This window comes from Arthrobacter sp. 05L417 (assembly GCF_056397865.1).
In genome coordinates this window covers 1-611 of sequence record NZ_JBFTOG010000110.1, presented here as the reverse complement: position 1 = coordinate 611, position 611 = coordinate 1, and the positions used below count along the sequence as shown (strand labels likewise).

The 611-nt window shown below is 57.9% G+C and carries 1 protein-coding gene; it reads right to left on the bottom strand.

The window, feature by feature from the left end:
• Positions 1-492: 492 nt before the first annotated feature.
• On the bottom strand, positions 493-611 hold a 119-nt coding region (locus tag AC1DJW_RS26530; RefSeq protein ID WP_476902135.1), incomplete at its 5' end, for an integrase core domain-containing protein.

Sequence of the window (611 nt, the reverse complement as noted above, 5' to 3'; positions counted from 1 at the left end):
GGCAAGGTCATCACCTCCCGCTGGCCCGAACCCACCCACGCCTCCGGCGCCTCCTACAACTTCCCCTCCAACTGACCACCCACCCAACTACCTAGCAGTAGATGTCGTTATGAGCCCCCATAACGACAACAAATGCGAGTCAGTTGGGCCTGTCGATGGTTGTCGCTTGGGACGGCCATCGGCAGGCTTCGGCATCTGACCGATCCGGATCCGTCTTGAAAGAGTTCCTGAGGAGCAAGAACGGTGTTTCGTTGTTTTTCTTGTCTTATGTCGGCAAGCTGGATGTCCTACGCGACAGAAGTGCGGCCGGGAACCCGGCCCCTCGGGCACGATAGGCGGGCAGGATGATGTCCAAACCACTTATCTGGGGGATTGTGGGTGCCAGTGACATAGCTGCCACGCGAATGATCCCTGCAATTCGCCGCGTCGGCGACGTGGTGGCCAGTGTCGTCAGTGGCGACACTGATTGGGCCCCCGTTAGCAGTCCAGCGTCTATGCGATAGCTAATTGGTTTTCTTGCGTCCAGTTTTCCCAGTAGCGTTTCGGCGTCATGCCGTTCAGGGATCCGTGGGGCCGTTCATGATTGTAGATAGCTTTCCATTCCTCGGCCA